The 22,381-nt window shown below is 41.7% G+C and carries 19 protein-coding genes and 2 riboswitches; of the genes, 10 read left to right on the forward strand and 9 right to left on the reverse strand.

The window, feature by feature from the left end:
• Nucleotide 1: 1 nt before the first annotated feature.
• Entirely contained in the window at nt 2–2,299 is a 2,298-nt protein-coding gene (locus Q8G36_RS11445; protein WP_305160280.1) for a ribonucleoside-diphosphate reductase subunit alpha, read from the reverse strand.
• A 138-nt stretch (nt 2,300–2,437) separates the two neighbouring features.
• A riboswitch (cobalamin riboswitch) is annotated at nt 2,438–2,618 on the reverse strand.
• Between the two features lie 292 nt (nt 2,619–2,910).
• Between Q8G36_RS11445 and Q8G36_RS11450 the strand changes: the two genes are divergently transcribed.
• Entirely contained in the window at nt 2,911–3,840 is a 930-nt protein-coding gene (locus tag Q8G36_RS11450) for a manganese-dependent inorganic pyrophosphatase (protein ID WP_133348980.1), read from the forward strand.
• Between the two features lie 98 nt (nt 3,841–3,938).
• Here the strand turns inward: Q8G36_RS11450 and Q8G36_RS11455 are convergent, their stop codons facing one another.
• The 3 genes from Q8G36_RS11455 to Q8G36_RS11465 all read right to left on the reverse strand — a co-directional run bounded on the left by Q8G36_RS11455 (nt 3,939) and on the right by Q8G36_RS11465 (nt 8,512).
• Nucleotides 3,939–4,085: a hypothetical protein gene (locus Q8G36_RS11455; RefSeq protein WP_207439735.1), complete on the reverse strand. Its 147-nt coding sequence runs from the start codon at nt 4,083–4,085 to the stop codon at nt 3,939–3,941.
• Nucleotides 4,086–4,170: 85 nt separating this feature from the next.
• Nucleotides 4,171–5,628, reverse strand: coding sequence for a SulP family inorganic anion transporter (locus Q8G36_RS11460; protein WP_305160283.1), 1,458 nt, complete (start codon nt 5,626–5,628; stop codon nt 4,171–4,173).
• 1,143 nt (nt 5,629–6,771) lie between these two features.
• Nucleotides 6,772–6,862, reverse strand: a riboswitch (cyclic di-GMP riboswitch).
• Nucleotides 6,863–7,300: 438 nt separating this feature from the next.
• Complete coding sequence (locus Q8G36_RS11465; protein WP_305160284.1) at nt 7,301–8,512, reverse strand: MFS transporter; 1,212 nt, start codon at nt 8,510–8,512, stop codon at nt 7,301–7,303.
• A 201-nt stretch (nt 8,513–8,713) separates the two neighbouring features.
• Here Q8G36_RS11465 and Q8G36_RS11470 point away from each other — a divergent pair, with 201 nt between their 5' ends.
• Nucleotides 8,714–10,021, forward strand: a complete 1,308-nt coding sequence (locus Q8G36_RS11470; RefSeq protein WP_370694048.1) for a CitMHS family transporter — start codon at nt 8,714–8,716, stop codon at nt 10,019–10,021.
• Nucleotides 10,022–10,190: 169 nt separating this feature from the next.
• Nucleotides 10,191–10,823, forward strand: coding sequence for a superoxide dismutase family protein (locus tag Q8G36_RS11475; protein WP_305160285.1), 633 nt, complete (start codon nt 10,191–10,193; stop codon nt 10,821–10,823).
• A 311-nt stretch (nt 10,824–11,134) separates the two neighbouring features.
• Here Q8G36_RS11475 and Q8G36_RS11480 read toward each other — a convergent pair whose 3' ends face one another.
• Nucleotides 11,135–12,100: a rhodanese-related sulfurtransferase gene (locus Q8G36_RS11480; RefSeq protein ID WP_305160286.1), complete on the reverse strand. Its 966-nt coding sequence runs from the start codon at nt 12,098–12,100 to the stop codon at nt 11,135–11,137.
• Between the two features lie 142 nt (nt 12,101–12,242).
• Between Q8G36_RS11480 and Q8G36_RS11485 the strand changes: the two genes are divergently transcribed.
• The 3 genes from Q8G36_RS11485 to Q8G36_RS11495 all read left to right on the forward strand — a co-directional run bounded on the left by Q8G36_RS11485 (nt 12,243) and on the right by Q8G36_RS11495 (nt 13,949).
• Complete coding sequence (locus Q8G36_RS11485; protein WP_305160287.1) at nt 12,243–13,259, forward strand: nitronate monooxygenase; 1,017 nt, start codon at nt 12,243–12,245, stop codon at nt 13,257–13,259.
• Between the two features lie 17 nt (nt 13,260–13,276).
• Entirely contained in the window at nt 13,277–13,732 is a 456-nt protein-coding gene (locus tag Q8G36_RS11490; protein WP_305160288.1) for a GNAT family N-acetyltransferase, read from the forward strand.
• Nucleotides 13,733–13,805: 73 nt separating this feature from the next.
• Nucleotides 13,806–13,949, forward strand: coding sequence for a hypothetical protein (locus tag Q8G36_RS11495; RefSeq protein WP_305160289.1), 144 nt, complete (start codon nt 13,806–13,808; stop codon nt 13,947–13,949).
• A gap of 47 nt (nt 13,950–13,996) precedes the next feature.
• Here Q8G36_RS11495 and Q8G36_RS11500 read toward each other — a convergent pair whose 3' ends face one another.
• Nucleotides 13,997–14,575, reverse strand: a complete 579-nt coding sequence (locus tag Q8G36_RS11500) for a GNAT family N-acetyltransferase (RefSeq protein ID WP_305160290.1) — start codon at nt 14,573–14,575, stop codon at nt 13,997–13,999.
• A gap of 103 nt (nt 14,576–14,678) precedes the next feature.
• Here Q8G36_RS11500 and Q8G36_RS11505 point away from each other — a divergent pair, with 103 nt between their 5' ends.
• Entirely contained in the window at nt 14,679–16,070 is a 1,392-nt protein-coding gene (locus Q8G36_RS11505) for a PLP-dependent aminotransferase family protein (RefSeq protein WP_305160291.1), read from the forward strand.
• Nucleotides 16,071–16,136: 66 nt separating this feature from the next.
• Here the strand turns inward: Q8G36_RS11505 and Q8G36_RS11510 are convergent, their stop codons facing one another.
• Nucleotides 16,137–16,556 carry a MarR family winged helix-turn-helix transcriptional regulator gene (locus Q8G36_RS11510; protein WP_076367409.1) on the reverse strand — a complete coding sequence of 140 codons (420 nt, stop codon included), beginning with the start codon at nt 16,554–16,556 and terminating at the stop codon, nt 16,137–16,139.
• Between the two features lie 669 nt (nt 16,557–17,225).
• Nucleotides 17,226–17,429 (reverse strand): hypothetical protein, encoded by a 204-nt coding sequence (locus tag Q8G36_RS11515; RefSeq protein WP_305160292.1) that lies wholly within the window; start codon nt 17,427–17,429, stop codon nt 17,226–17,228.
• Between the two features lie 128 nt (nt 17,430–17,557).
• Between Q8G36_RS11515 and ytvI the strand changes: the two genes are divergently transcribed.
• Nucleotides 17,558–18,601 (forward strand): sporulation integral membrane protein YtvI, encoded by a 1,044-nt coding sequence (gene ytvI / locus Q8G36_RS11520; RefSeq protein ID WP_305160293.1) that lies wholly within the window; start codon nt 17,558–17,560, stop codon nt 18,599–18,601.
• Between the two features lie 339 nt (nt 18,602–18,940).
• On the opposite strand, the gene Q8G36_RS11525 is transcribed toward ytvI, so the two are convergent.
• Nucleotides 18,941–20,293, reverse strand: a complete 1,353-nt coding sequence (locus Q8G36_RS11525; protein WP_305160294.1) for a hemolysin family protein — start codon at nt 20,291–20,293, stop codon at nt 18,941–18,943.
• 606 nt (nt 20,294–20,899) lie between these two features.
• On the opposite strand from Q8G36_RS11525, the gene Q8G36_RS11530 reads away from it, so the two are divergent.
• Both Q8G36_RS11530 and Q8G36_RS11535 read left to right on the forward strand, forming a co-directional pair.
• Complete coding sequence (locus Q8G36_RS11530; RefSeq protein ID WP_305160295.1) at nt 20,900–21,481, forward strand: YitT family protein; 582 nt, start codon at nt 20,900–20,902, stop codon at nt 21,479–21,481.
• Between the two features lie 94 nt (nt 21,482–21,575).
• Nucleotides 21,576–22,289 carry a FixH family protein gene (locus tag Q8G36_RS11535; RefSeq protein WP_305160296.1) on the forward strand — a complete coding sequence of 238 codons (714 nt, stop codon included), beginning with the start codon at nt 21,576–21,578 and terminating at the stop codon, nt 22,287–22,289.
• Nucleotides 22,290–22,381 lie beyond the last annotated feature (92 nt).

The following is a 22,381-nucleotide window of genomic DNA, read 5'->3' on the forward strand; positions in this document are numbered from 1 at the left end:
GTTAACTTGAACAGCTTTCGCAGGCATTGTCATATTCAGAAGAAGTCGAACGAACATAATACGTTGATTTCAACCCGCTTTCCCATGCCGTTAAATGGATATCCAATAGGACCTTTGCTTTGATTGTATTGTGTACATACAGATTAAAGCTGATTGCTTGGTCAATATGGCGTTGGCGGGCTGCATTTTGCCTAATGCTTTCCAGTTGGTCCAAATTAAATCTCGTCTTTTTATAATATTCATACGTATTTGGCGTCAATCCTGGTGCCGTCACCTTGAATTTGAAGTTTTTCTTTTCTTCGTAAAATTCAATTTCATACAAAGGATCGATTCCGTCAGTGGAATTACCGATCTTCGCTGTCGATGAATTGGGGGCAATGGCCATTAAATATCCATTACGGGTCCCGTGTTCCTGCACGTCTGCTTTTAAATCCAACCATTTTTGATCTGTATAGTCACGCAGTTCGAAGTAGTCCCCTGTATGCCAATCCGATCCTTCAAAATATGGGTATGATCCTTTTTCCTTGGCCAATTCGTTGGATGCCTTGATTGTTAAGTAAGCGATCTTTTCGTATAAAGCATCGGCATAGTGAACAGCCTCATCGGATTCCCAATAAATATTCTGTGTGGCAAGTAAATGATGCCATCCAAACGTTCCTAAACCGATTGCCCGGTAACGTTTGTTCGAAATGGATGCTTGTTTGACAGGAAGATTATTCACATCAATGACATTATCCAGCATACGGACCTGAATGGGAATCAATCTTTCCAAAACATCGCTGCCCACCGCTCGAGGCAAGTTAATGGATGAAAGGTTGCAGACAACGAAATCGCCGCTTTTACGAACTACTACGACATCTCCATCTTCTGTTTCGTATTCATCCGTGATCGTCGAAGGGCTTAGGTTTTGGGCGATCTCCGTGCAAAGGTTAGAACAATAAATCATACCTTTATGTTTATTGGGATTCTTCCGATTCACTTCATCGCGGTAGAACATATACGGTACGCCTTCTTCTAATTGAGAAATCATGATGCTTTTCATGATGTCCATCGCATTGATTTTTTCAAAACTATAGTTTGGAAGCATGCCATTTTCCGCAGCCTCGACAGCAAGTGCATAATGATTCCTGAAGCTTCCTTCGCCTTTCTTCTCGTCATAAAGATCTTCCAGTGAAAATCCAAGCGTTTGCTTAACGGTATGCGGATCGAAAAGATACCATTCTTTTCTGTCGCGTACAGCCTCCATGAATAAATCGGGAATGCACACACCTGTAAAAATATCATGGGCTTTTAATCTGTCATCCCCGTTTTGTGTCTTCAAATCGAGGAAGCTCATGATATCTTTATGCCAGGCATCCAAGTAAATCGCGATGGCACCTTTACGTTGACCCAATTGATCGACACTTACAGCTGTCTGGTTGAATAGTCGAATCCAGGGAGTCGTGCCGGAACTGTTTCCAGAGAAACCTCGGATATCAGAACCAAGCGAGCGAATCTTACCAACGTAAAGACCGACACCGCCACCGAATTTAGATACTTTTGCAGCATCGTAGTTTGATAGGTAGATTCCGTCAATGGAATCTTCAATTGCGTCGATAAAGCAAGAGCTTAACTGTCCATGTGTTTTACCTGCATTGGAGAGTGTAGGAGTCGCAACGGTCATATAGAGATTGGACATGGCCCAGTATGCTTCTTTTATAAGTTGCAGGCGGTGCTCCGTTTTTTCCAATCGCATGATTTCCATTGCGATGATCATGAAACGTTCTTGTGGCAGTTCGTAGACCTTGTCCTTTTTTGGGCGGGCAAGATAGCGGTCGTTCAATAAGTAGATGCCTATGTAAGAGAATAATTTATCTTTTTCCGGGTCGATCACCGAACCCAATTCCTCAATTTCCGCTTTCGTATATGAAGATAGCAGTTCTGATTTATAAATGGGATAACGCTGACCTTCTGAAAGCTGGGAGAGTTCCGTGATCAGCTCATAGAATGGGCCATAACTCATGCCTTCATAACCTCGATTGGCTTGTGCATCCCTATACATTGTATTCAACAGTTCTGCTGCAGCAACGAACGTCCAATCTGGAGCATCGATATCCACACCTTCAAGAGCGAGCTGAATCAGTTTTTTTGATGCCTGTTCTTCGGTTGAGTCACTTTTGCGATCAAGCCATTTTGTAAAACGCTTTTTGAACTTTTCCATATCAAGACGGCCTTCGAATTCCTTTGATAACATCTCAAGCTGGATGGATTTCGTTTCTGTGTCGTTTTCGCTTATGGTAGAGTTATATGTTTGAGTCATTAATAATCCTCCTTGTTAACTTCCGCTAAAATAAAAAAACCGCCCAAAGAATTGAGCGGATCAAACGATAGAATAAAAGAGCCATGAAAAAATAGCCGTTATGCTATCGTTTCATCATCTCAATCCCCGAAGAATAAGAAACGTGAAAAATTCAAGGCAGGTCTCCTGACTCATGATCATCCTACTTAGAGTCCTTCCCGTATAGAGAGCTATACAGTGGGTTTCTCATTTCGTCACATTTACAGTTGCGGGGACAGTTCCGGGTTTACACCGGATTCCCTTTTCAGCCATCACTGGCACCTTGGATTACAAAAAATTCTATATATAGTTATTAGTATTGTTTGTGTAATCAATATCTAGTATTTCTGCTTATATTATCGTAAGCCATATACGATGATAATTCAACTAATATATTTGAAAAAAACCAACCCTTATCTATTGACAAAGTGGTGGTAGAGGGTCAAGGAATGAAAGATTTTATTGGGGAAAGGATAATTCAAGCGCTGATTTACGGGATTTTGTGTTAAAATAAAGTGTCTAGTAAAGGTGGCTCTCCCTTATTGCGATGAGGGGATTCGCGGAAAAATATTTATGAAAAAGGGGATAAAATCTTGGAAAAAGTATTAGTTTTTGGACATAAAAACCCGGATACAGACACAATCTGTTCAGCAATCGCTTATGCAGATTTGAAAAAACAGTTAGGTATCAACGCTGAACCAGTTCGTCTGGGTGAAGTGAATGGTGAAACTCAATATGCATTGGACCAATTCAAATTCGATGCTCCCCGTCTTGTGGAAAAAGTTGCAGGGGAAGCTGATGGCGTAATTCTTGTCGATCACAACGAACGTCAGCAAAGTGCTGAAGATATTGACCAAGTCCGTGTGTTGGAAGTTATCGACCATCACCGTATCGCTAACTTTGAAACAAGCGATCCTTTATATTACCGTGCGGAACCAGTTGGCTGTACGGCAACCATTTTAAATAAAATTTATAAAGAAAACGGCATTGAAGTCCCTAAAGCAATCGCAGGTCTTATGCTTTCTGCCATCATTTCCGATTCTTTATTGTTCAAATCACCGACGTGCACGGAGCAAGACGTTGCAGCAGCTATGGAACTGGCTGCCATTGCGGGAGTCGACGCTGAAACATATGGCTTGGAAATGTTGAAGGCGGGAGCTGACTTGAGCGACAAAACGATTGCCCAGCTTATCACTCTTGACGCAAAAGAATTCTCCATGGGAATGGCTAAAGTGGAGATAGCTCAGGTCAATGCTGTTGATCCGAACGAAGTCCTTGCTAAGCAAGCAGAATTGGAAGCGGCGATTGAAGCGGTAATCGCTGTGAAGGAATTGGACTTATTCCTATTCGTCGTAACGGATATCTTGACTAATGATTCTGTTGCCTTGGCTCTTGGTAAAGCAGCTTATGCAGTGGAAAAAGCATACGACGTTTCATTAAACAATAACATCGCCGTCTTGGAAGGCGTTGTATCGCGTAAAAAACAAATCGTGCCGGTCTTAACGGACGTATTCAGCAAATAATACAGGAAAAGGGGTGCTCATTAAAAACATGGGCATCCTTTTTCTGTACATGCAAAAAAAGACTCAACCATCCATTAAGGGTGTTTGAGTCTTTTTTCTTAATTCAAAGCTTCCTTTTCTTTTTCATAGGCGATGACAATCAATTCTTTATTGGCTTCCTCGCCAAGTTTGCTTTCAAAGCTTTTCAGTTCATTCAATAAATCCGGTGACAGATTTGCTGCCGTATAATCCTGCTTGGGTGTCATGCTTTTCGCTCCTTTCAAAAGGAAATAATCCATGTTATCTATTTTGTCGGTTTGAAAAGTTTCTATTCAGCAGAATTTTACTTCTTCAAGATATTTTACTTTCTGAGGTGGCGAGTTTTTCAAGCAATAACGAACTTTCTTCATCGAGTCCTTGCACCTGGACGGATATTCCCAGAAGCTGATATTTAAGGACAACCGTATCAACAGCACCGACTGCCGAAGCATCCCAGATTTTAGAATGGGAAAAGTCGATGACGATTGCCTCGGCTTTTTCCTTGAAGTCGAACTTCGAAACAAAGTCCTGGACAGAAGCGAAAAATATTTGTCCACTGATACGATAAATGATTTTCTTAGCCTGGATGTCTTCCGTTTTCTCTACAGCCACTTTAGAAATTTTAGCCGAGAAGAAAATCATGCTCAAGAGCACTCCGGCAAATACCCCTTTTGATAAGTCATGTGTATAAAGGACAATGAGGACTGTAACGATCATCACGGCTGCATCCGACTTTGGAGCTTTAGTGAGCCTCTTTAGGGAAGACCAGTCAAAGGTCCCGATTGAAACCATGATCATGACTGCAACAAGTGCGGCCATCGGTATTTTAATAAGGACATCATTCAATACCACGATTAATACCATAAGGAATGCGCCAGCTACAAAAGTGGATAGCCGGCCTCTTCCTCCCGATTTGATGTTGATACCGGATTGGCCGATCATCGCACATCCTGCCATGCCGCCAAAACATCCGGCGATGATATTTGAAATCCCCTGGCCTTTGGCTTCCTTATTTTTATTGCTGTCCGTGTCAGTCATCTCATCGACTATTTGAGCTGTCAATAACGATTCAAGCAGCCCGACAAACGCTAGGGCTATGGAATAAGGGAAAATAATCGCCAAAGTTTCGAAGGTCAAAGGGATGTCTGGAAGCATGAACATCGGAAGCGCTTCGGTCAATTGCCCCATATCCCCAACCGTCCGCACCGTAGCCCCCGTGGTAACTGCAACGATCGTCATGAATATGATGGCGACAAGTGGTGAAGGTATGACTTTCGTGATCAGCGGAAAAAGATAAATGATAGCTAATGAAACGGCTGTCATGACATACATGATCCATGTTTCGCCCACGAAATGGGTGAGCTGTGCCGTGAAAATCAAGATGGCTAAAGAATTCACAAAACCATTCATGACCGGCTTCGGGATGAACTTCATTAATTTCCCGATTTTTAAAACCCCTAGTAAAATTTGCAGCAAACCAGTCAATATTGTTGCAGCAAGTAAATAGTTCAAGCCATGATCTTTAACAAGGTCGACCATGACGAGTGCCATCGCTCCAGTGGCTGCCGATATCATTCCCGGCCTTCCGCCGACGAAAGAGATGACGATGGCAATGCAGAATGAGGCATAAAGACCAACCATTGGGTCAACGCCAGCAATGATCGAAAAGGCAATCGCCTCCGGAATCAATGCCAAGGCAACGACAATTCCCGATAGAACATCTCCTCTAACGTTGCCGAACCATTCCTGTTTGTATGCAGATGTATTCAAAGAAACACTCCTTCTTTCTTATATATATATGTGTGTTAATTTCTTTTTTAACGCACTAAATTATAGCATGAGTCCTTCATTCTATCTATATGGATAATATAAACGACAAATGGAGGACTATTCATTTCTTAGTGAATGTAGGTATATGCCTTAAGAAGGAAGGATTGGTTAAAAAAGTGCTTGAGCTATCATTGAGGGAAGCAAAGCTGGAGAAGCCTCCATTCATCCATACGATGAATCGGAAAACTGTTTAAAGACCTTCGGCAGGGTCTCCCAAACCGAAAAAAATCATCATGACTAAAAGGGAGGAGATGAAGATTACCGGTTGAAGGGGAAAATAAACTCGTACCTTCGTATTGTGAGGAGATTATCTTAGTGAACACTAGAAAGCTGGATCATTTATTATGCCTGCATACAGGTCATGCATGTAATAATGTCAGTCAAATGGCTTGGCCATTTTTGATGTATGGGCTCCTAAAATTCCCGCTAAAGGGGAGTGGAGTAAAACGGTAGGGATCTATTTCATAACTGAAAATCAATCCTTTTCCTACTCGCTTTGCGCCACCTATTGGAACCGATTCATGACATTCTATACATGGGTTTTAGAAGGTAGTGAAACGCGATAGAATCTAATGATACTTATAAACCACATGATTTATATCAATCGATCCAGTTATTGGCCGACCGTACATTTACTATTCATATAATGAAAAATATAGTGCTTTAACTGTGTCAGTATAAGGGGGCATGAGGTAAGGGAGTTTTTTTGCCGGAACGATATTTTCCCTTTTTACCATACATGGAAGTGGTGAGTGGGAAAAGGCCAGCTCTTTCAAAGTTTTGGGAGTAGGGAACCCATACCAGTGTTAAGGGGCTAACCCTTATCAATGATACTGGATTTACATTTTGGACATGTCACTTCTTTATAATGCTTGAACCTGATCTTTCGAAGGTCACTTCTGGTCAACATTGCAAATACATTATATCTTGTACCGCATGCACATGTATTTTTATCTTTAACTATGTGTCTTTCATCCGCGGAATAAATGGTTGGGAAAAACATATATAACCCTCCTTCTTCTAATTTTAGGCAAATTAAAAAGGGGCAAGAAATTAATAATAAAGTGGTTCATCAAGATAAATCATGGCAGCCCGGCTGCCATGACAACTAGGTTGTTGGTTTAGGCCCGTGGCTTTGCGTCTTTTACTTTCATAAAATTTGCCTAAAATAATCTTAACATAAAATTTGATGTGTTATGAAGGTGCAGAAAAAATACTTATCAGTTTATGGCTAGGTCCTAAGGATTGATGGAATTTCACGGATAGGCATGAACGTGACCCGTTTCAAATCTTGTTCCTCGATTTCCCTTCGATAATTCCCCATTTACAATAACCCTGATTCTTGAATTGAATGTAATTTTGAATCAAGTGTAAAGGTAGACTATAAGATAATTCCATTAAAATTCAAGGGTGGTTCATGGCCATTGCTTCATTGGGAGGGGTTGTGGGTCCATGTATAACAGGGCTCTTGTTCGTTTTTGGACGCACTGCCTGTATCGGAATACGGCCGAAACAAAGAAAATCCATAATTATCCAGTGTTGCAGCTGTATGAGCATTAAACATGAGAAAGCCTGCTTCCATCTGGAAGCAGGCTTTCTTGCCAAAGTGTGATTAATGTGATCTGGCCAACTCCGGATTGCGGTGCATCGCGAAATAGAGGACAAGTCCGGCTATGAGGAGTAACGTGCTGGTCGTGATGAAAACAGCGGAGAATCCGTAGAAACCAGCAACCATTCCGCCCATTGCGGGTCCGATTATATTGCCTAAAAAGCGCAGGCTCGTATTGTACCCAAGTACTTCCCCCTGCATTGCTACAGGGGCTTCTTGGCGAATATAGGCAATCCTTACAGGGATGATGCCGCCTATTGCCATACCTAGTATGAAACGTACGAAAACAAGCTGCCAAAAATGATTGATGAAGGCACCGGGCAAGTAGACAAGGGCTGTCAGAAAAAGAAGCAGCACAAGAATCTTCACATGTCCATGCCGATCACCTATCTTGCCCCAGTGACGCGCCATCAATAAATTTCCCAGGCCTGCTGCAGAAAAGGCGATTCCTGAATAAAAACCAAGATTGGAAGTTCCATGCAGCTCACCAACGTATAAAGAAAGAATGGGCTGGATGCTGAAGTGGGCAACTTGAACAAGTGTCGAAATGAGCATGACATTCACTAGGATGGGGTTCCTTAAGATATGCGAGAGAACCTCCCTGCTTGTATAGCTCGACTTCGTTCCCTTCTGCCGTTCCATTCGGTACTCCTTGGTTGCAAAAACAAGAAGTCCAGAGATGAAAATGGTGATGGAGGTGAATTTAAAGGCGGTTGAATAGCCGAGTGTGTCTGCAAGCAGGCCGCCCAGCAATGGTCCGAAAAGGGAACCGGTTATATTTCCCGTTTGCAAGGTTCCCAGTACACGTCCGGCAATTTCTTTTGGGGTTTGCGTTGATATGAAGGCCTGTGACATGGATATGAAGCCGGTGAAAATTCCTGTGAACATCCTTAAGACGAATAGCTGCCAAACATTTTCTACGAATCCCATCAGGAAAATGGACAGACCCATACCAAAGGCACAGGCAATCAAGATTTTCTTTCTGCCGTACCGGTCACCAATCCGTCCCCAAATGGGAGAAAATAAAAAGGCAGTCACGAAAGTGATTCCAAAAGTCCATCCGGACCAATGCTGGATATATTGAGTCGAATAATCCCCGAATGTACCAATGTATAAAGATATGAATGGAAGAACCATCGTCATGCTCCCGCCTATGAAGAAATTGGCGAACCACATGATGAAAAGATTCCGTTTAGCTATTTTATGAGCGTTCATTGTACATACAACACTTCTTTCCTCTAAAAAAAACTTCGGGTTCCTAAATAATAGTATACAGAATTTAACTAATTTATTAAACGAATTTGTTTTACTGGTTTTTTAATGAATGGGCAAATGATATAATGTGAAAATATTGACTTTTCAGAAAAATTAAATAAAACGAAAGGCATTCATTTTTCAATTAAAGGAGTTTTTAACATGTTAACGATTTTAGGATTTTGCATGATTTTAACGTTTCTGGTCTTAGTCATCACAAAGCGCTTATCAGTGGTTGTTGCTTTTATCTTCACGGCGATAGCTTTTGGTGTGATTGGTGGATTTGCTTCGGAAATGGGAGATATGATGGTTGCGGGTATTTTAAAGGTGACACCAACAGCAGTCATGATCGTTTTTGCTATTCTATACTTTGGTTTAATGATTGACGTTGGTTTGTTCGAGCCTATGATCGCTAAAATATTGAGTTTTGTAAAAGGAGACCCGCTAAAGGTTGTCATGGCAACCGCCATTATAACCATGTTGGTAGGTTTGGACGGAGACGGTTCTTCCACATTCATGATCACCGTTTCAGCCATGCTGCCGCTTTATATCAAATTGGGGATGAACAGGCTCGTATTGGCCTGTGTCGTTGGTTTAGGCGCTGGGGTCATGAATATGATTCCTTGGGGAGGTCCCTTGGTCAGGGCGGCCGCGAGTCTTCAAGTAGAGGTATCGGAGTTATTCCTTCCTCTCATTCCGGTCATGATTTGCGGTCTTTTATGGACGCTTTTTTCGGCATATGTACTTGGCAAAAAGGAAAGGGAGAGATTAGGGGTCAGTTCCACGGAGACGCCCATGTCACCTGGTATGGGCGAACAGGCTGCAGCTGTTGAAACCGCACCTGAAGGAACATCCAAGCTTTTTTGGTTTAATTGGCTCTTGACGATTTTACTGATGGTATTGCTGGTGATGGAAGTGCTGCCGATCCAAATCTTATTTGCCTCCGCGTTTGCGATTGCATTATTTGTTAACTTTCCGAACCCAAAAGAACAGCAGGAAAGGATTTTAAGTCATGCCAATAGCTTCGTGATGATCTGTACACTCATTTTCGCTGCAGGGATTTTTACTGGTGTATTCACAGAAACAAAGATGATGGACTCGATGGCCGCTTCAATCGTAACCGTCATCCCGGATTGGCTTGGGGCACATTTGCCACTGGTGGTAGCACTGACGAGCATTCCGATGGGGTTCATTTTTTCGCCTGATGCCTATTACTTTGGCATTCTACCAATAATAAGTGAAACGGCATCGAGCTTCGGGATTGCCCCTGTAGAAATCGGAAGGGCGGCTTTATTAGGTCATTCGACCACCGGGTTCCCCTTATCGCCATTGGTGCCTGCAACTTTCATATTGATTGGCCTTGTAGGCGTGGATTTTGGGGATCACCAAAAATTCCTGTTTAAATGGGCGTTTGGGACAACCATCATAATGACCATCGCAGCCATTACTTTCGGGGTCATCACTTTGTAAAAATGTGAGCCCATTTAGCTATAATGCAAAACTGTGTCTGTGAATTTAGTAAGGTATTCACTCTCACTGGTGTAATCTATTTTCCTATTTATCCCGCTTTCTGTTTATTCTTCCATAATAGTGGAAAGTAATAAGAGGAAATACATATAAGAGAGTGAGGGAATTTATCATGAACTATAAACAAAAACTTGTGCTGCCTATGTGTGCTGCCTTTTTACTGTATGGATGTAATTCAGCGGATGATTCGAATCAGACCGATGATAATGCCGAGGACATGACTACAGTGGGACAAGGAACAGATACAGAGGTTGATCCGCAGGTGAAAGCGGAAGTTAAAGATGTAGAAGGGAAAACACTTGGAACGGTGAACTTTACCGCTGAAGAGAATGCTGTAGTGATCGAGACCGCTTTGGAGGGCCTTGAGCCGGGCTATCATGGATTCCATATACACGAAAACGCAGCATGTGAGCCGGATGCTAAGGATGGCCCTTTCACTACAGCGGGAGGACACTTCAATCCAACTGATGAAACGCACTCGAAACATGCAGGGGACATGCCCCCTTTATATGTAAAACAAGATGGGACAGCAAAATATACGGCAACATTGGATAACATGACAATAGACCAACTGAAGAAAGAAGAGTTGGCTGTAATCGTTCATGCGAATCCAGACAACTTTGCCAATATTCCGGACCGTTACGAAGCCAATGGAGAAAAAGGACCGGATGAAGATACTTTGAAAACTGGCGATGCAGGCGATAGGCAAGCTTGCGGGATTGTTGTAAGTGCAGAGGCAAAATAAAATTAATGAAAGTAAGAGCGATTCCTCTAAAGAGGAATCGCTCTTTTATTGAAGGTAGGACTGCTGACCGCTAAAATCTTAAAGCTGAAACCATTCTTTTTACGATTTAAGAAGGTTTTTTCTATTGTGATATAGAAGTAAGAGTGTAAGTAATATTGCAGTAGAGGCAGATGGCATTAAAAAGATTATAGTTAATTCTTGCAGTGGAATGAAGTTTAAGACATAGGTTTAATATAGGAAAATAAGATTTGGTTTGAATCGATAAAAAAACCCGAATAGGGATCATGTCCACTGATTCGGGTTTGCTAAAATCATTTTGCCGTAATGGAATCTTCGATTAGCTGTAATCTCTCAGCCACTTCTTCTTCAGAAAGGTTATGCTCGACTACATAGCGATTACGCGGATGCACTCGGCATTCATGGGTACAGCTGCGCATATGTTTGTGTTCGTTCTCTTCACTGCAAAGGATTTTCTTGTTGCATTCAGGATTAGCGCAATTGACATAGCGTTCACAAGGTTCGCCGGAATAAATATCGCGTCCGACAATGACATGTTCCTTTTGATTGATAGGTACGGCAATCCTTTCATCAAATACATACATTTGGCCATCCCATAGCTCACCTTGGACTTCGGGATCCTTCCCGTATGTTGCGATGCCGCCATGCAGTTGGCTTACATCTTCAAAGCCTTCTTCGACAAGCCAGCCGGAGAATTTCTCACAGCGGATACCGCCGGTGCAATACGTTAGGATTTTTTTGCCTTCGAACATTTCTTTATTTTCCCGTACCCACTCCGGAAGTTCACGGAAATTCGTGATTTCTGGCTTGATTGCACCCCTGAAATGTCCTAAATCAAATTCATAGTCATTTCTGGCATCAAGGACGATGGTGTTTTCATCTTGCATTTGCTCGAAGAACTCCTTCGGGCTCAAGTATTTGCCTGTCGTCTGGGTCGGGTTGATGTCGTCTTCCAAGCGAAGCGTTACAAGTTCATTGCGTGGGCGAACATGCATTTTTTTGAAAGCATGGCCGTCAGCTTCATCTATTTTAAACACGATATCGGCAAAGCGGGGATCGCTTTTCATCATGTCCATATATTTGTCGGTTTGTTCGATTGTACCTGAAACGGTTCCGTTGATACCTTCTGAAGCCACCAAGATACGGCCTTTCAATTCAAGGGCTTTACATGCCGCAAGATGCTCGGCTGCGAATTCTTCGTGATTCTCGATGGGTACATACAAATAATAAAGTAATACTCTATATGGTTTTGTTTCCATTTTTTTATTTACCACCTATGTTTTATATTTGCAAGATATAAAGGGTGATCATGTAGACACTTTTCTCTTACAGATAATCATTATACCAAGAAAACGTAAAAATGATAAGGGCATGAAGAAAAATCAAGAGGAGTTGTATGGAATGTTGAAAGAGTTAATGAGATATCCAATCATTCAGGCACCGATGGCAGGAGGAGCTTCCACTCCGAAGCTTGCGGCTTCAGTATCCAATGCAGGAGGAATGGGCTTTCTCGCAGCTGGCTATAAGACTGCAGAAGAGGTAAAGGACGAGATAGGGCAGACCCGTCATTTGACTGAGCGCCCTTTTGGCGTGAATGTATTTGTGCCAGGCAACGAGGCGGTGGATGAAAATATATTATCTGCCTATCGTGAAAATATCGAAAAAGAGGCCGAGAGCGTTGGGGCTGAGATTGGAAAAGCCGAAAGTGATGACGATGATTGGGGAAATAAACTACAGGTATTGAAGGAAGCTGGGGTCGCTGTCGTCAGTTTTACGTTTGGATGTCCAACGGAAGATGTAATAAGGGAGCTCCAAGATGTCGGTTCCCTTATAGCCGTGACAGTAACCAACCTTCAGGAAGCAAAAAGGGCGGCGGGAGCAGGCGCCGATGTTCTATGTGTACAGGGGTTTGAAGCAGGGGGGCACCGAGCCAGTTTTGAAAACCGCACAGAAGAGGATTACGGTCTTTTAGTATTGATACGGATGATAAAAGATGAACTGGACTTACCGATCATTGCCGCGGGCGGACTGATGCATGGAAAGGATATCGCGGCCGTGCTCGAAGCGGGAGCAACAGCGGCGCAATTGGGAACTGCTTTCCTTCGCTGTCCCGAAAGCGGGGCAAGTCCGGTCCATAAGGCGGCGCTGGGAAATCCCCGGTTTACTCAGACCTCAATTACCCGAGCCTTCAGCGGCCGGAGGGCACGCGGGTTGGTGAATCACTTTTTAACGGAATATGATAGCGTTGCACCAGTCGCCTATCCTTATGTCCATCACATGACAAAACAAATGCGAAAAGCGGCTGGACAAAAAAACAATCCTGATTTGATGGCTTTGTGGGCAGGGCAGGGATATAAGTTGAGCAGGGAACTTCCTGCATCGGAATTGGTTGGTCTTCTTGTAGAAGAATTAAACTGAGAAGGGTTTGGAAGCTGATGGAGATAAGGGAATTATTCATGGATGAGCCACCGCCGATGCATTTATTGCTTTTGGCAGATCCTTCAAGGGAATTGGTCGAGGAATACTTGGGAAGCGGAACGTGCTTTGTTGCCGTGAGTGATAAGCGAATGATCGGTGTTTATGTTTTACTGCAAAAAAGTCCAAAACTGATAGAGATAATGAACATCGCGGTGGATGAACGGCACCATGGAAGAGGAATCGGCAGGCAATTGATTGAACACGCCATAGGCCATGCAAGGGAACAGGGATATAAAACGATTGAAATCGGCACGGGAAATTCGGGGATAGGGCAGCTTGCCCTTTACCAAAAATGCGGTTTTAGAATAACTGGGGTCGATCGGGATTTTTTTAATAGAAACTATTCCGAGGCCATTTATGAAAATGGGATTCAGTGCCAGGATATGATTCGCTTGTCACAAAGTTTAGACTGAGCAATGATCATCCAAGTTTGACCGAAAAGCTTTCCAGACAAAGGTGCGCGTCCATTGCTTAGGGGGAATGAACTTGTTCTTTGGTGATATGATTTATCTTCTTTTTGCTTTACTAATGCCGTTTTTATTTGCGGTCGGCGTTTTCATATTCATTCGATCAACGAAAAGGCAAAAGGATTCTTTATCGAAAATTCATAAAGACTCACATGAAAAATAGCAGCAAGAGAAAAAGAGTGCAAAACAACGGCACTCTTTTTCTCATCTTCACCTTTGCAAAAAAGCTTCCAAATTCCTTTTCACACTGGGCCATTCATGCTCGAGAATACTGAAAACCACCGTGTTCCTTATCCTTCCATCTTGCAGTTTTTTCTCCATCCTCAAAATGCCTTCTTCGAGGGCGCCGAGCCTGGCTATTGCTGCACGCGATCTTTTGTTGCATTCGTCCGTCCTGAATTCAACCCGTTTCATCTGCCACTTTTCAAAAGCATGCTGCAATAGCAGGTACTTACATTCTGTGTTAATGGCTGTTCGCCATTTGTCGGGATGATACCAAGTCGCACCGATTTCCAAGGAATGATTATGAAATTGAATATTTCTTAAGCTCGTACTGCCAACTATCGAATCATCAGTCTGATCGATAACGACAAATGGATGGTGAAGTCCCTGTTCCCTTGCTCGAATGCCTTCCTTTACATAGGAGATCGCCTCTTCATATGACAAAATTTTTGTTGCGCTCCATTCCCATATTTCAGATGGCAGGGAAGCGGCGTAAAGCGGTTCGATATGATGGTCCATCATCGGGGTGAGTATTACGTGTTTCCCGAATAATTCGATATGCTCCATAGTTACCTCCTCTTGATTGATATCTTCATTATAAAAATATTCTGGTCCTGCAATAAGGACCAATGCTGATATAATTTATGGTACCAGTTTGAAGGAGGACCAAATGTTTGAAATCACTTTAAACTTAGATAAAACGAATAAAGAAGCTTTATATGTCCAATTGTATAAATACTTTATAAAGGAAATCCAGAATGGACAAATAAAGGCCGGAATGAAACTGCCTTCTAAACGAAAACTAGCCGTGCATTTAGGGATAGGACTGAATACAGTGGATACGGCTTATCAGCAGTTGATGGCCGAAGGATATGTGGAAAGTCAATTAAGGAAAGGTTATTACGTAGCCGATTTAGAACCGATCTCAGCTTTGAATGAACCGTTGCCTGTAACAGAAGGGATGATGGGCCCTCAGAATGAAAGAAAGGAGATAGATTACAATCATGGCAGGGTGGACGTGGATTCCTTCCCGCATGCCGTGTGGAAAAAATGCTTGAACAATACGTTGTATCTACAGGAAAGGGAAATGTTCATGAGCGGTGATCCTCAAGGGGAATGGGGGCTCCGGGCTGAGATCTCATCCTATCTATTTCAATCGAGAGGAGTTCGCTGCAGGGCTGATCAAATCATCATTGGGGCAGGTACCCAGTATTTCATCCATCTGCTGCGTTTACTTCTTGGTAATGAGCGGGTATTTGGGTTGGAAGACCCTGGCTTTCATCGGGTAAGGGAGGTACTGAGGTTGGAGGGAGCGGATATGGCATTCATACCCTTGGATGAAAGTGGAATGAGTGTGGACTCCTTGAAAGAGAGTGCAGCGAATATTGCTTATGTCACTCCTTCCCACCAATTTCCTTCCGGTATGATCATGCCGATAACCAGAAGGATTGAATTGCTGAATTGGGCAGTGGAAAAAAAGGGTTATATTATTGAAGACGATTATGACGGGGAATTCCGACATGCAGGAAAACCGATTCCGTCCTTGCAGGGGTTGGACACAAATGGAAGGGTCATCTACCTGGGCACGTTTTCAAAGTCGCTCATCCCATCAATCAGGGTGGGATTCATGGTGTTACCCATGGAGTTGGCTTGCAGCTATCAGCAGAAGTTAATAGGATACAAACAGACCGTTTCCAGACTGATTCAGGAAACGCTCTGTCTTTTCATGAAAAATGGACATTGGGAACGCCATCTGAATAAAATGCGAACGATTTATCGTAAAAAGAATAAGGTGCTGCTGAATGCAATTGAAGAGAGCTTCCATGATCGTGTAGCAGTAATCGGTGAAAAGTCAGGATTGCACGTTCTTTTAAAAGTAAAAAACGGCAGCAGTGAGGCAGAGCTCATTCAAAAGGCTGCCAGTGTGGGGGTTAAAGTCCACCCAACATCGGTTTATCATACAGAGAATGTGAAAGATCCGACTATTTTGATTGGGTACGGTGGTTTAACCGAAAGGGAAATCGAAGCAGGAATCCGGCTTTTAAAAAAGGCATGGCTCTAGCATGATCCGAAAGAGATAAGAAGGCATTGGTGAACCCTTATTCCTCAATAATATAAGATACCCATTTTAGTTTCTTATATTATTGAGGATTTTAAGGACCGTCTGGAAAAATATTTCCTGTTCTTCTTCAGTAATGCCTTCCAGGGCTTTTCCTTCGATTTTTTCTGCAATCTTAAGACATTTTGTATGTACCTCTTTGCCCCGGGGGGTCAGTTCGATTCGTTTTTCCTGTTCATCTTTTCCAGGAACTTGTTTAATCATATTATTCTGTTCCATGCTGTTGACCGAACGTGTGATGATAACACTATCTACATCCAAGTAGCTGCAAATATCGGGGATTGTGGAATATCCACAGTTCTTTAAGTAATTCAGGATTGTCCACTGATTATGGTAAATTTCAAGGGCTGTAATTTGTTCATTCATTTTGCTGACTAATGATCTCGATACTTGTAAATATTGATGAAATAATTGAGTAGGGTTCGTCATATGATTCTCCTTTATAATGGCCGACCAGTCCATTATATTCTTTAATTCTTAAAAGTCTATTGTAAAGAATCATTTATTTCAGTCAATGTTTATTTTTGGAAGCCAAGCAGGAAAGGGAAAAATACTGGCAATATGAATGAATTGAGGGAAAGCTCAGTCTTCCCAAATCATCAAAAAACAAGGGGGGAAGCATATGTACAATCACAAGAAGAACCTTAATATATGATGGAATATATTTCAGACTATAGACAAATTCGAGAATTTGAGTTTGCCTACAGTTTTTTTATGGTTTGTCCATTTGGGCGTTTATTTCCGCTCCAGTTACTCGCTGTCCGCCGGGCGGTCCGCCCTCGGCTTGCGCCTGCGGGGTCTCCCTTGGACGCGCTTTTCCCGCAGGAGTCTCGTACCTTACTCTCCAAACAACTTTGTTATAACATTTAGTTAGAAACCATACCTGAGGAGTTGAAGGTGTTGCTTTGGGTCAGTTGGTGCCGGAACATCATTTAATGAAAGATACATTTTCCGAACCCCTTTTGTCTACAAACTGTAATATATGATGGCAAAAATTATTTTTTCCTTCAAATTGTCCAGAAGTGCCCCCGAGAATTGGAAAGCTGAATGCGATATATCCAGCAAACAAAAACCAGCCTCTGAGTGGCTGGTTTTTGTTTAAACCCTCTCGCTGGTGGAGCGGTGTTTTGTTTCTTTTTTATTTCTTTCTTCTTGTCGTTCATATTTAATTTCATCAATTGGTAAATCATCAATGGGCATGACCACTTGATCACGTTCCAGCTGTTTTTCCTGATTCTTCTTGAATGCCTTGGATTTATCATTACGCTCCTCAAGATACTTTTCTTTATCTTTATTATCCAATGTCAATCCCTCCATCTCTTTGTATCTCTTTTTCCCCTTATTGAGAAAATAAAACGTATAAGCGAAATATATGTGACCCCATTTCATAAATATAAGGAGAACAAGAAAGTGCAAGGAGGGTTTGTTCAGTGAATGTCGCCGTCTTTTTCCGCTGGTTTTGGAGGGGTATTCTCCTTTTAGGCATATTAATCGTCATGCCCTATTCATGGGCTTTGATTTTAGCGTTGCTCACCGCCATTCTTTTGGATGGATTGGTCCGCATGATTGGTGAAACGGCAAAGCTGCATCGGTTTTGGGCAGTATTGATTTCATTTGTTATATATGTAGGCGGGTTTATGAGCATCACTTATTTTTCCTTTTCGGTATTAATCAAGAAGGTCATCGTCTATTCGGAAGAATTTCCTGGTTTCATACGTGAAGTGTATTTGACGGCTATATTGCCAGTCATTAGGCAATGGGAACGGTATTCCCAAACTTTGCCGCCAAATCTCATTCAATCAATAGAACAAACGATGGAAAAGGGAGTCAGGGCTCTGGAGGGGTTCACAGAGGGTTTTGTTCAGGATATGGTTCAGTTCGTTACACTCATTCCGGGATTTTTCATTGACTTTTTAATTTATTTAATCGCATTATTCTTAATTAGTCTTGAATTGCCTAAGTTAAGAAAAAAGGCAGTCCTTTATTTAAAGTTATCCACCTATCAAAAGATTTCGCTAGTTTATCAAGATTTGAGTATGGCAGCCGTAGGATTCATCAAGGCACAAATCCTGTTGAGTTTAATAACGTTCATCATGGCTTATGGAGGACTATGGTTGTTAAATGTGAAGTATACGATTCCATTGGCACTGTTAATAGTAGTTGTGGACATTCTACCTATCTTGGGGACGGGATCTGTACTGGTTCCTTGGGCATTAATTGTTTGGGCTCAAGGAAACCATCATCTAGGTATTGGCCTAATCATCCTATTCCTGGCCATTACCATCATAAGAAGGACCATCGAACCAAAAATCTATTCAGCAAATATGGGATTGAGCCCATTGGCATCATTGGTCAGTCTTTATTTAGGGTTTAAGATGCTTGGTTTCATTGGGCTTTTCCTTGGACCTTCGATACTGATTGTTTATGATACGTTAAAGAGGGCAGGTGTCATCAAAACCAATTTCAAAATATGAAAGATTATTAGATGTTTTTTGCCTGATTTCTTAACTTTGACATATCTTTTACAGCTTTACCTTGACCGTTGCAATGATTGCAGTCCCGGGAAAAGAATTGCAGATAACGGGTTTTCCCTTTGCCTTTGCAGTGTTGGCAAATGGTTATGAGTTTCATGATTCCTCACTCCTTCAAAAAGTATCGCTTTTTAACAGTATGAAACAATAAAGGTAGAACTATACTTCATGTAATCATTCAATGTTACATGCAGCAGGTTTTATATAATATGTATTTATTTTATTTCATGTACCAGTCGGAACAAAAATAACCCCCGCTCCTATTAGGGACGGGGGTTATTATCATGAAACGATTTCGGTTTGTGATATCATCGGGAATTCTTTCACTTCGGTTACGACTTTTGCTGGTTTGTATATTTCAATATAACGAATATGGTGATCTTCCATTTCTTTTATCCTAAAGTTATAGGGACCATAAGTCAGGATATCACCTTGTTTGGCCTCGTAATTCTCGGTAAGGATCCACCCGCCCATCGTATCAATATCTTCATCATTGATATCCAATCCAAGTAAATCATTCATTTCACTGACTAATACCTTGGCATCGATGATATAGTGATCTTCTTTTAATTTGCGGACATCCGGCACTTCATCCAAGTCGAACTCATCGCGGATATCGCCAACGATTTCTTCAAGGATATCTTCAACGGTCACCAAACCTGACGTACCGCCGTATTCATCCATGAGGATAGCCATGTGGACCCGTTCCTTTTGCATTTTTAAAAGTAAATCGTGAATCGGGATACTGTCAATGACACGGATGATCGGACGAACATACCGGTTGATCGTTGACGCTGCCTGATTGTTCTTGTCTATCATTTCAGTGAATAGCTCTTTGATATTGACCATTCCGATAACATGATCCTTATCACCGTCAATGACAGGATATCTTGTAAAGTTCTCTTCCGCCATAACGGTGAAAAACTGCTGGATCGTATCATCTTTGGATACCGTTGCAATTTCTGTACGTGGAACCATGATTTCTTTTGCGATCCGATCATCGAATTCAAAAATTTTATTCACATATTTAAACTCTGATTGGTTAATTTCGCCACTTTTGTAGCTTTCGGAAACAATGATACGAAGCTCTTCTTCTGTATGAGCCAAATCATGTTCGGAAACTGCTTTTAATCCTAGCATTCTTGTAAGCGTCCTTGCAGAGCCATTCAGTACCCAGATGAATGGATACATGATTTTGTTAAAACCAATTAAAGGTTTCGAAACCAATAAAGTTACTTGCTCCGCTTTTTGAATCGCTAATGTTTTTGGTGCCAATTCCCCAACAACCACATGAATGAAGGTAATGAAAGAAAAGGCAATTGCAACCGAGAGTGCATGTGAAGCTGAATTAGGAAGATTCAATTGATTCAAGAGTGGGCGCAAAATGTTTTCAACTGTCGGTTCCCCAAGCACCCCAAGCCCTAGAGCGGTAACGGTAATTCCGAGCTGGCATGTTGAGAGGTATTCATCTAGGTTGGATATGACTTTCTTTGCTGAAAGAGCATTCGGCGTTCCTTCTTCAATTAATTGATCGACCCTCGTGCTTCTCACTTTAACAATCGCAAACTCCGTAGCTACAAAAAATGCTGTTAAAGCAATTAAAATGGCAATAAGAACCAAGTTTATTATGTCCAAATAGTCTCCCTTAACTCGCCTTCGAGACGAATAAGGAGTACACCTCCTACATTTTTAAAATATACAAGTATATTTTTTTTGCCGTGCTGAATATTTTCGGGATCCATTCAAAATGGCTGTGGTAATAGATGTGCAGCCGCTTGAACTCCCATTTCTTTTAGTGATGAAGAGAATAATAGTATATGCCGATTAGCGATGCGTAGACGGGAAATAGAAGAATTTCTGTCTGAAGGAGTGCAGCCATTTTCCAAAAGGATGCATATATCCGTTACGCAAAGCGGCGTCAGCCCGTCAAAACGAACATTCTTTAATGCCCCATCAAATCACCTCAATCTAATTAATTTAAATACTTTCATTATAGAAAGAGTTAATCATTCAGTCAAACAGCTTACGGCACCATAAATCCGGTAAATTGCTTGTAAAGGATTAGTTTGAGCTAATAATTAGCTGTTTTTGACTGTTTTAACTACTTTATTGTATCATATTATAGAATATTCAGAAAACTAAAGGTCGTTTCATAAAAAATTGATCAGTTTCATTATTTTTTGGATGGTTTAAACATATTCTATAAAAACCAAGACAAGTTTTAAATGCAGATTAAAGGGGGTGGCAGCCATTAAAATCATGGAAAGGATGGCAGCGATCATTGCCGGCAGCATGCTTGTAGGTGTGGGAATCAATTTTTTTCTGATACCTTATCATTTATTGGATGGTGGCATGATAGGGATTGGGCTGATTTTTCATTACTATATAGGACTTCCAACAGGACTGGGTGTGATTTTGAGCAGCATTCCATTATATATATATGCTTGGTACTTTGAAAAAAAGTTATTTCTGAACAGCTTGCATGGCTTGCTTTTTTCCTCATTATGCATCGATATTTTTTCCGACGCTGTCATCGGATGGAATCTTCCCATTTATGTAAGTGCGATAATCGGGGGAGGGTTGATTGGACTTGGTATCGGCTTGATGCTTCGGTATGGGACCTCTACAGGCGGAACGGATATGTTGGCACAGATCCTTTCCAGGAAGAGTGGACTTAATGTAGGTTTGCTGATTTTTTTCATTGATGGATGTGTACTGCTTTGCGGATTGAGCGTGGTGGGGACTTCAATCTTTTTATATTCATTTTTAACGATCATCGCGGTAGCCATGCTGACTTCAGTCACCGTGATGCGAACTATTTGATGTTGAATTATGTATAAAAATCTGAAAAAAGGAAAGGATGGGCAATATGAAAAGGACAGATTTTTAGTCTAATAAATAGTAAAGGGAAGTTCATATGAAAAAACTATATATGTGTACTGCGTTGTTAGTTATGCTGGCAGGGTGTCAAGAGTCTGAAATGCCAGAGGATAAAGAAGTGAACAGTGCTGTTCCAGAATCGATGGATGCATCCATTGTCATTAAAGGGAAATTGGAGCCTGGAAAAGAAGTCATTCTTGAAACGACAGTGAAACAGGGAAGCCAATTGGTGAATGAAGCAGATGAGGTACTGTTTGAAGTGAGAAAGTCCGGACAGGATAAACGGGAAATGCTTGAAGCAAAGAATACTGGAAGTGGCATGTATCAAGTGATGCATACTTTTGAAGAACAAGGCAAATATATTGTAGTCTCCCATGTAACGGCCAAAGGCCTTCATGCAATGCCTGAAAAAGAAGTTGTCGTTCCAGAACATGAAAGTGAAGGTGCATCGGTACATCCTAGTACGGATGTATCCATCGAGTTTCAAAGTAACCCTGTAAAGGCAGGAAACAGTACAAACTTTGAAGCGACCGTTGAATTGAATGGGAAGCCACTGACAAATGCAGATGTGAATTTCGAGGTGTGGAAGGAAGGCAGCGAGGAGAGTCATTTCACCAAAGCTGAAGAAAATGGAAATGGAACATATCTAAATAAGGTATCTTTCGAAGAATCTGGAACCTATAAGGTGCAGGTACATGTTGAAAAAGACGAAGTGCATGAACACCAACTGCAAACGATTCAAGTCAATTGATTGTTTTTTTGATCGAATTGTTTAAACAGGTTTTATCCTTTCGTTAAATGGGAAGTTAAAGGATAACGGTACAGCAGAAAGGGAGGGTAAGC

Origin of the sequence: Peribacillus frigoritolerans (assembly GCF_030676415.1) — a bacterium.
Taxonomy (GTDB): Bacteria; Bacillota; Bacilli; order Bacillales; family DSM-1321; genus Peribacillus; species Peribacillus frigoritolerans_A.

What these genes read in the sequence shown, in the direction of transcription:
- Q8G36_RS11455 (WP_207439735.1), bottom strand. Translation starts at nt 4,085, where the DNA reads ATGACACCCAAGCAGGATTATACGGCAGCAAATCTGTCACCGGATTTA.
- Q8G36_RS11465 (WP_305160284.1), bottom strand. Translation starts at nt 8,512, where the DNA reads ATGAACGCTCATAAAATAGCTAAACGGAATCTTTTCATCATGTGGTTC.
- Q8G36_RS11490 (WP_305160288.1), top strand. Translation starts at nt 13,277, where the DNA reads ATGGAGATAAGGGAATTATTCATGGATGAGCCACCGCCGATGCATTTA.
- Q8G36_RS11485 (WP_305160287.1), top strand. Translation starts at nt 12,243, where the DNA reads ATGTTGAAAGAGTTAATGAGATATCCAATCATTCAGGCACCGATGGCA.
- Q8G36_RS11535 (WP_305160296.1), top strand. Translation starts at nt 21,576, where the DNA reads ATGAAAAAACTATATATGTGTACTGCGTTGTTAGTTATGCTGGCAGGG.
- Q8G36_RS11480 (WP_305160286.1), bottom strand. Translation starts at nt 12,100, where the DNA reads ATGGAAACAAAACCATATAGAGTATTACTTTATTATTTGTATGTACCC.
- Q8G36_RS11510 (WP_076367409.1), bottom strand. Translation starts at nt 16,556, where the DNA reads ATGACGAACCCTACTCAATTATTTCATCAATATTTACAAGTATCGAGA.
- Q8G36_RS11470 (WP_370694048.1), top strand. Translation starts at nt 8,714, where the DNA reads ATGTTAACGATTTTAGGATTTTGCATGATTTTAACGTTTCTGGTCTTA.
- Q8G36_RS11500 (WP_305160290.1), bottom strand. Translation starts at nt 14,575, where the DNA reads ATGGAGCATATCGAATTATTCGGGAAACACGTAATACTCACCCCGATG.
- Q8G36_RS11445 (WP_305160280.1), bottom strand. Translation starts at nt 2,299, where the DNA reads ATGACTCAAACATATAACTCTACCATAAGCGAAAACGACACAGAAACG.
- Q8G36_RS11505 (WP_305160291.1), top strand. Translation starts at nt 14,679, where the DNA reads ATGTTTGAAATCACTTTAAACTTAGATAAAACGAATAAAGAAGCTTTA.
- Q8G36_RS11475 (WP_305160285.1), top strand. Translation starts at nt 10,191, where the DNA reads ATGAACTATAAACAAAAACTTGTGCTGCCTATGTGTGCTGCCTTTTTA.